Source organism: Microbulbifer discodermiae (genome assembly GCF_040742695.1).
Classification (GTDB): Bacteria; Pseudomonadota; Gammaproteobacteria; order Pseudomonadales; family Cellvibrionaceae; genus Microbulbifer.
This window is the reverse complement of record NZ_JBFLAB010000096.1, coordinates 1-7,382: the sequence shown is the minus strand read 5'-3', so window position 1 is coordinate 7,382 and position 7,382 is coordinate 1. Positions and strand designations below refer to the sequence as shown.

Here is a 7,382-nt window from a genome sequence, read left to right as displayed (position 1 = left end):
TAGTCCGTCTTGAAGGCGGGGAAAGCTCGCCACCAAGGCCCGTAAGGGTAAAAAATGGCCTTAAATCGTCTATTTGGGCCGAGAATTGCGGATTCAAACGATTACCGTGTTTGAATCTGGCTGAAAATCAACAGCCTGCTAGATTAACTTGTTTGAGAAATTTTACGCCGAAGATAATTATTTTTAATAGGCATGGTGCTCCCATAAGAAAATAGTAAGTACGATTCGGGTCATAAAACTGAACGTGGTGCGCGGTCTTTTTCGGTTTGAAGTTATTCAGCTAGGAGTTTTTGGTAGCGCATCGGATAGTTGATAAAAATATGCTATAGCTTGTTTTATTGGAAAGTTGTACGGAGCAATATCTTAGTGCAAAATCCTGTAAGCAGAGTAAATCGAGGTGCCTATGACTTACAAAATTCAGTATAGTAAACTCGATTATTGTTCATTTATATGCTGCGGTTTTGGAGAAAGTTATTGGATTGCTAGATATCCATGGGGAGATTGACTTGGTCAAGGGTGAATGTAATTGCGGATCTGTCGCTTTTAAAGTGAATCTGAATGTCTCGGATGTATATGTCTGCCACTGCTCTATATGCAGAAAATCCACAGGTAGTGGAGGAATCGCCGTGGCTGTCGTGGAAAATAAACATTTTAGTTGGCTTAAAGGAGAGAGTGAAATTAGCTATTGGTCTAAGCCTGGACATGACTGGCATACGAGCTTTTGTAAGATATGTGGCTCCGTCCTTCCAGGAAAAAATGATGAAAGTAGAATGTATTTGCCAGTTGGCACCTTTACTTCCGGTGATAAAAAACTAAAGGTGGCGCATCATTTATTTGTAGATTCAAAAGCATCATGGGAGAAAATATGTGATTCAGGTAAGCAACACCCTCGAGCCTACGAGAGTTAGAGTAACTGCTAAAGCTGGTAAATGGCGTGGCTATATAGACGTTTAATCAATATTGAATTTATTGCGATATTGTGTTTTAAAGGTCTCGTGGTTTCAAGTAATAACTGCGTTTATTGGTATTTATTTTATGACTAATACCTAGAGTCAGGTTAACTGCTCCAACCAAGAGGAATGCTATGAAGTTAGCAGTATATATTGTTTTAGGGATGATTAGTTATTTAGTTCATGCTTCGGATTTAAAATCTGGATATTACCTAAAATGGGATACAGATCATACCGAGAGAAAAATAAGGCCTGTCTATCCAATTAGCACTGAAAAAATTGGTCTATATAATACATACTATATTGAGGTGGAAGATCAAAAACCTCAAAGTGTTTGCTATTTTACTTCAAGTCGGCCAAGCAATAAGTCTGATTTTGGCTCTCATTGTATTAAGTTTGCTTATGAGAAAAATAGTATCTATAGAACTTTCGTAAATATTGATGGCGAACGAATAAGTAACAATGAAGGAGTATACGCTGTTAAGTATATTCTGGATGGACAGGAGTATCCTACTAAAAAACAAAATTTCGGAGAATCCAATAACCTGATGGAGGATAAGTCAGGTAGTGCTGAATATTATTTTAAACGTGATGAACTTGGAAGACGGTATAGTGAAGTAAGGAAGAATGCCAATGGCGATGTAGTATTAGAGCATAATGGATTCTATGAAGCTCGATTCATTTTTGATGCAAATGATTATGCTGCTTATCGAAGAGGATTTGATAGAGATGGAAATATTATGGAGGGAAAATATGGATATGCTACAGCTCATTTTTGGTTTGATGAGAACGGAAATTTTGAAAAAGAAGAGTTTAGGAATTCTTCCGGAAAGTTGGTTCTGGGACCTTCTAATAGATTTGCAAGAATTGAGTATAAAAATATCGATAGTTTTGGAAATTGGCACGAAGTTAATTTGTATGATGCTAGTGGAGAACTTTTAAAAGATTCCCCCGCTATACTTTTAGCAAGGTATCATAGAAATGCGCGTAGGGAGTCAATAAGTTACTATGACTCAAAAATGAACCCATCTGAAAATGCTCAAGGTATAAATAAATATTTATATATTTATGACAAAGTAGGACATCTGATTGAGAGAAAGGGGTATTCTCTTAAAGATGAATTGGTTGAATAGAGAGGTTAGAAAAGCGTTGGTGGAGAAATTTAAATCTATATATCTTTCGTTTATGTTTGCGCCACTCATATCAAAATTCAATCACTCAAACCGGCCGCTAAACCGGTACTTTATGCTTGGAGATCATTATGCACTTTAGCGGCCATGAGGTAGGCAGCGCCACCACGACCGGACAAGGAGTGGATGTCTCTGTGTTCCTGAGCCGTGTTTATGTACTGCCGAGCAGCGCGCTGGAATAGGGTTTTATCGGCATCGGCATCGGCATTGGCATCGGCATCGGCATCGGCATCGGCATCGGCATCGGCATCGGCATCGGCATCGGCATCGGCATCGGCATCGGCACGAAGCAGAAGGACACTTATGGCGGCCGATTCCTCCATCTGGAGGACCTTATATTTCTGAGCAGTGTGAAAGCATCCTACAGTCTGGAGCTATTAGCCGCCTGTTTGTGCTGTGAAAAACTTATTAAATGGGCTATGGGCGCGCAAGTCATGTGCCATGCTGGTAAGGGCAATCACCCATTGAATTTGAATTGGTTGGGAAAAATGAGTGTTCATTCGTTTCGCAAAAGGCTTAAAGCGGCTCAGTCTCGCTTGCACCGTGAGCAGCTATACAGAGCGTGGTCTTCTGCTGTTGGGATAATCGCACTCTTGCTCGCTATTGGATTATCTGGCTTCATCCCTGACGTGGGCTTTCCCAGCACGGCAGATCAATGGCTTTACCTTGCATGGGTATTTTCTGCTTGGTTAGGTTGTATAGGGCTCCTTATCTTCGGCTTGGTGCCTGAGCCGTCTAGGCGGGTTCGAGGCCTTATTTTCGTTGGCCTGTGGGCTGGGAATATAGCGGTTGCTACTGGCGTTACGATGGCGCCCCCGGCCTTAATCGTGCTGCTCTTGCCTGTCGTGATTGGTGCCATAATTATATGGCGAGCTTTTGGGAATACTTTTGCAGTGATCTACCTGTGCATACCATTTTTGGCAGTGGTCGGTAGCGTGGTGTATCAATATTATGAAGCCACAGCTATATAACAGAGTACAATATCTCAGAGGCTAAATTTTTCCTACTTGGTATTAAATATTTGAACGAGCTAAGCTGCCTACAGCTATCCAGTATACGTGTTAGCGTTGATAAATTTTGTGTGGATTAGCTTGATTTCAATGAAATCTCGAATGAAGAGGTGCAAGCGGTGATGGATCGACACAACAATCTTCCTAGAAAGACGAGGGGTTGTCAATCGCCAAACGAACTATTGATGGGGCAGCGAGCAGATTTACTCGCTGCGCAACGAAATTGCAGTTATTACTTGAAACCATGATAGTCATCGAAGCCGTTATGTAGGAATAGCCTCGAAGTAAATAAAAGTAAGTTCAGTCGTGTACTATCGTACAATTTATATTGAAAGTATGGATAGAAAAAGGCTTGCTGCTTTACGTAGAATAATTAATATGGATAATGGGCCGCGGAAAAGTCCAGTGAGATAAGTATTTGGGTCAGGTTAAGGCAGTTTATTGATTGCTTGGTCGCTCCAAAACCGGTTGCTATACGGAATTATCCCGCTTAGAGCAATTCCACAATCGATTTATTTTAAGAAGAGAGAGTTACTATGGCATTTACTGATGCCCAACTTGGGCACGCAATAAGTCAAAACCTGGTTGATTCAGAGGTGATGACAGCCGATCAAGTAAAGGGTTTACTTGAAGACCCAACCGAAAACAACGTTCGCGATAGTTTAACGGAACAACAGCTTGCGAACTTTCAAAAGTACTGGCAGTTATTGGGTGACTGGATGGCTAAGGAGGGTGGAAATATAGCTGAAACCACTGGCAATAATGTGCCTGGGCGGGACGGTGGAAACCCCGGAGGCCTGGGCCCCAGGGCGTTATACAACGATGCATTCCGAGATGTGAATCAGCACATTAATCAGCCGGGATTTTTGCCTGTGAAGGCGGTATCAAATCAACTGCGATTTGTGTCTTTTTTCTGTGAAGAATAAGCAATTTTAAGTTAATAGCCCTTCCTTTAACCATCGTATTTGATCGGAGGAGCAAAAGTAGAGTGGAGATTTTAGTCAACTAACAGAATAATAATTGTTTTTAGATTAAGTCTGCAGGTTGTTGAAAAAGCCTTCCCTGGCTTTTCTCAACCCGAGTTTGCGGCGCGTGTCCGCAAACCCTCCACGACAAACCAAGCAGTTACACACTTGATTTGCTACCCAGGCACCCCTGTTTGGAGTAATGGGCTGCCGACAGCTAGCTTTTAAACAGCCTGTCTGAACTACTACATATAATCTACCAAAAAATATTCACTCTTCCTTTTCAATTTTAAATTTTCGAAAACAATTCCATATTATTAACCGCGGTTTCAAGTAATAACTGCAATTTCGTTACACAGCGAGTAAATCTGCTCGCTGCCCCATCAATAGTTCGTTTGGCGATCGACAACCCCTCGTCTTCCTCGGACGGTCGTTGAGTCGATCCATCACCGCTTGCACCTCTTCATCCGTGACTTCATTGAAGTCGGTTCCTTTAGGAAAATACTGTCGGATTAGGCCGTTGGTATTTTCGTTGATCCCACGCTCCCAGGAAGCATAGGGATGTACGAAGTAGAAGTTGGTGTCAAATGCCTCGGTAATAGCTTGGCGATAAAGTAAATTCCCCGTTGTTGTCCGAGGTGATGATATGGACATACTTCGACCAAGATCAGACCAGCACTATTACCGCGTCCTTGACACCTTTGGTCTTTTGGGTGGGCACTCTGGCGGGGCTAATTGTTCAGGCTCCAGTCCTTACGTAGCTGCTATTCAATCCGGTGCCAGTCATCGGAGGTGGTGCGGGGCCGCCATAACCTGGTTGCGTCTGGCTGCTAATTTCACTGGGGCATCGCTGTATTAAACAGTATGGGTAGATCATATTTACTGGAGTATTTGCTTGAGACTGGCACACTTCACTCGATGACTAAATGGTAAGCGGTTGACTAATAATCGATCAGCTCTTCTATTCAAATATTTAATAAAAGAGGCATGGATAGGGTTCAATGGAGCGGTCCGACCGCAGCCGTCTGCTCTAAAACCCTCTTCCTAGCGTTTAAAATTTATGCTATTGTGGCGCAAATAACTTCTTTATTCCCTATCCTAAAGAGCTTTTCGAAGCTGGATTATATAATCGATGTATATAAATATATTCAATACCGCAGTGATAGCACTGGGTTTCTTACTACTTACCGCTTGCGGCGGCTCTGGCTCCAGCGACTCCGAAACCGCCGATACCCAAGAGAATAACAATGGGAGTGCTGTTAGCGGAATGTCGACGCTGGGACAGACACAACGAGTTACTTTGAGTTTCGAGGCTGTCAAGCGATTTCGCTTCGATTGGACCGATGTAGAGGATGCTACCCATTACCGGCTTCTGGAAAATCCGGATGGGCTGTCAGGCTTTAGTGCGGTTGGCGGAGACGTGGGACAGGGCACCGAGACACTGGTGCTGGAAGTGCCTCTCTATGCCCGCGCCAATGCGCAATACATTTTGCAAGACTGCAGGGGCGAAGGGCTACAAGAGGAATGTAATGACTCAGACATCCTCTCAGTTACTGGTACTCTGGTGGATAGCATCGGTTACTTTAAGGCCAGCAATACCGATGGGGGTGACCGCTTTGGTTCAGCTCTTAGCTTAAGTGCCGACGGCAATACCCTGGCCATTGGTGCGCCTTTAGAAGGCGGCACCGCCACTGGTATCAATGGTGATCAGAGTGGCAACACTGCTGAAGAGTCTGGTGCCGTCTATATTTTTGGAAGAAACGCGGGTATCTGGACGCAACAGGCCTATGTAAAGGCGAGTAATACTGACGCGGGTGATCGCTTCGGCGAAGCTGTCAGTCTGAGTGCTGATGGCACTACTTTAGCCGTAGGGGCGTCCAGTGAATCCAGCAGCGCTGATGGAATCGATGGCGACCAGAGTAATAACGACCTTAATGGTTCCGGGGCCGTCTATATTTTTAGTCGCAACGAAGGCGCCTGGGCACAGCAGGCTTATATAAAAGCCAGCAATCCCGACGAGCTCGATTTTTTTGGTGGGGCCCTGAGTCTGAGCGGTGATGGCAATACCCTAGCCGTCGGAGCAGGCGAGGAAAGTAGCAGCGCTACAGGTGTCGATGGCGACCAGAATAACAACGATGTGGAGGGTGCCGGCGCCGTGTATATCTTCAATCGCAGTGAAGGTGACTGGACCCAACAGGCTTATATTAAGGCCAGCAATACCGATAGGGGTGACCATTTTAGCTCTGCCCTCAGCTTAAGTGCCGATGGCAATACCCTAGCCGTAAGCACAATTTTTGAAGACAGTAATGCCATTGGGGTTGATGGTGATCAGGGCAATAACGACACCTTTAATGCCGGGGCTGTGTATATCTATAGTCATAGTCAAGGTGCCTGGACCCAGCAAGCCTATGTAAAAGCCAGCAATACTGATGCAGGTGACTATTTTGGTTATGCTCTCAGCCTAAGCGGTGATGGGAATATCCTGGCTGTCGGGGCAGGAGAGGAAGATAGCAGGGCTACCGGTATCGGCGGCGACCAGAATAATAACGATGCGGCGCGTGCGGGCGCTGTGTATATCTTCAACCGCAACGGAGGTGTTTGGGCTCAGCGGGCTTATGTGAAGGCCAGCAACAGCCAGGCAGGCGATCAATTTGGTGAGGCCCTCAATCTTAGTGAGGATGGCAACACTCTCGCTGTGGGGGCATTCGATGACGATAGCAGTGCTACCGGTATCAATGGTGACGAAACGCTAAACGATATGGGAGAGTCCGGTGCCGTCTATGTTTATAAATATAGTGAAGGCTCCTGGAGCCAGCAGTCCTATGTGAAAGCTAGCAATACTGATGTAAACGACGAATTTGGTTTGGCCATCGGGCTCAGTGCTGAAGGAGCCACGCTGGCTGTAGGGGCCTATTTTGAAGACAGTAACGCTACCGGAATCGACGGCGATCAAACTAATAACGACGCAAAGTATTCTGGTGCTGTTTATGTATACTAAGCATTAGGCGCCATTGGGAAACAACTGGCGAAGCTGAAATAGTAATTCAGTGAGGTAACGCGGCTTCGCTAATTCTTCATAGTATCTGATAACAAGCGCATTTGGTATGAGGGTAGCCAGCTGCTAACTAGTGGGCCATGCGGTTAATTAGGTAACACATTTTTGGCTCGCTGCACTGAAGCCAGTACCGTGTCGGCGCTCTTTGTCCATTTAAATGGTTTGGCAAGATCGCGGTTATGAACACGAATAAATCGCTGCAGCTCGGCCTT

At 44.9% G+C, this 7,382-nt stretch carries 6 protein-coding genes and 1 pseudogene; 5 read left to right on the top strand and 2 right to left on the bottom strand.

The features are described 5' to 3' along the window. Positions 1-461 precede the first annotated feature (461 nt). Both AB1S50_RS18510 and AB1S50_RS18505 read left to right on the top strand, forming a co-directional pair. Complete coding sequence (locus tag AB1S50_RS18510) at positions 462-908, top strand: GFA family protein (RefSeq protein WP_455363764.1); 447 nt, start codon at positions 462-464, stop codon at positions 906-908. Positions 909-1,084: 176 nt separating this feature from the next. Next, positions 1,085-2,083, top strand: a complete 999-nt coding sequence (locus AB1S50_RS18505; RefSeq protein WP_367152674.1) for a hypothetical protein — start codon at positions 1,085-1,087, stop codon at positions 2,081-2,083. A 110-nt stretch (positions 2,084-2,193) separates the two neighbouring features. Here AB1S50_RS18505 and AB1S50_RS18500 read toward each other — a convergent pair whose 3' ends face one another. Further along, positions 2,194-2,463, bottom strand: a complete 270-nt coding sequence (locus AB1S50_RS18500; RefSeq protein ID WP_367152672.1) for a hypothetical protein — start codon at positions 2,461-2,463, stop codon at positions 2,194-2,196. Between the two features lie 27 nt (positions 2,464-2,490). On the opposite strand from AB1S50_RS18500, the gene AB1S50_RS18495 reads away from it, so the two are divergent. Next, on the top strand, positions 2,491-3,111 hold the full coding sequence (locus AB1S50_RS18495; protein WP_367152670.1) for a hypothetical protein: 621 nt from the start codon (positions 2,491-2,493) through the stop codon (positions 3,109-3,111). Between the two features lie 575 nt (positions 3,112-3,686). Further along, entirely contained in the window at positions 3,687-4,076 is a 390-nt protein-coding gene (locus AB1S50_RS18490; RefSeq protein WP_367152669.1) for a hypothetical protein, read from the top strand. A gap of 390 nt (positions 4,077-4,466) precedes the next feature. On the opposite strand, the pseudogene AB1S50_RS18485 reads toward AB1S50_RS18490, so the two are convergent. Continuing rightward, a pseudogene (locus AB1S50_RS18485) lies at positions 4,467-4,767 on the bottom strand (IS30 family transposase); the annotation flags it as partial. Between the two features lie 615 nt (positions 4,768-5,382). Between AB1S50_RS18485 and AB1S50_RS18480 the strand changes: the two are divergent. Beyond that, a complete protein-coding gene (locus AB1S50_RS18480) occupies positions 5,383-7,113 on the top strand; it encodes a histidine kinase (RefSeq protein ID WP_367152667.1) in 1,731 nt (576 codons plus the stop codon). Positions 7,114-7,382 lie beyond the last annotated feature (269 nt).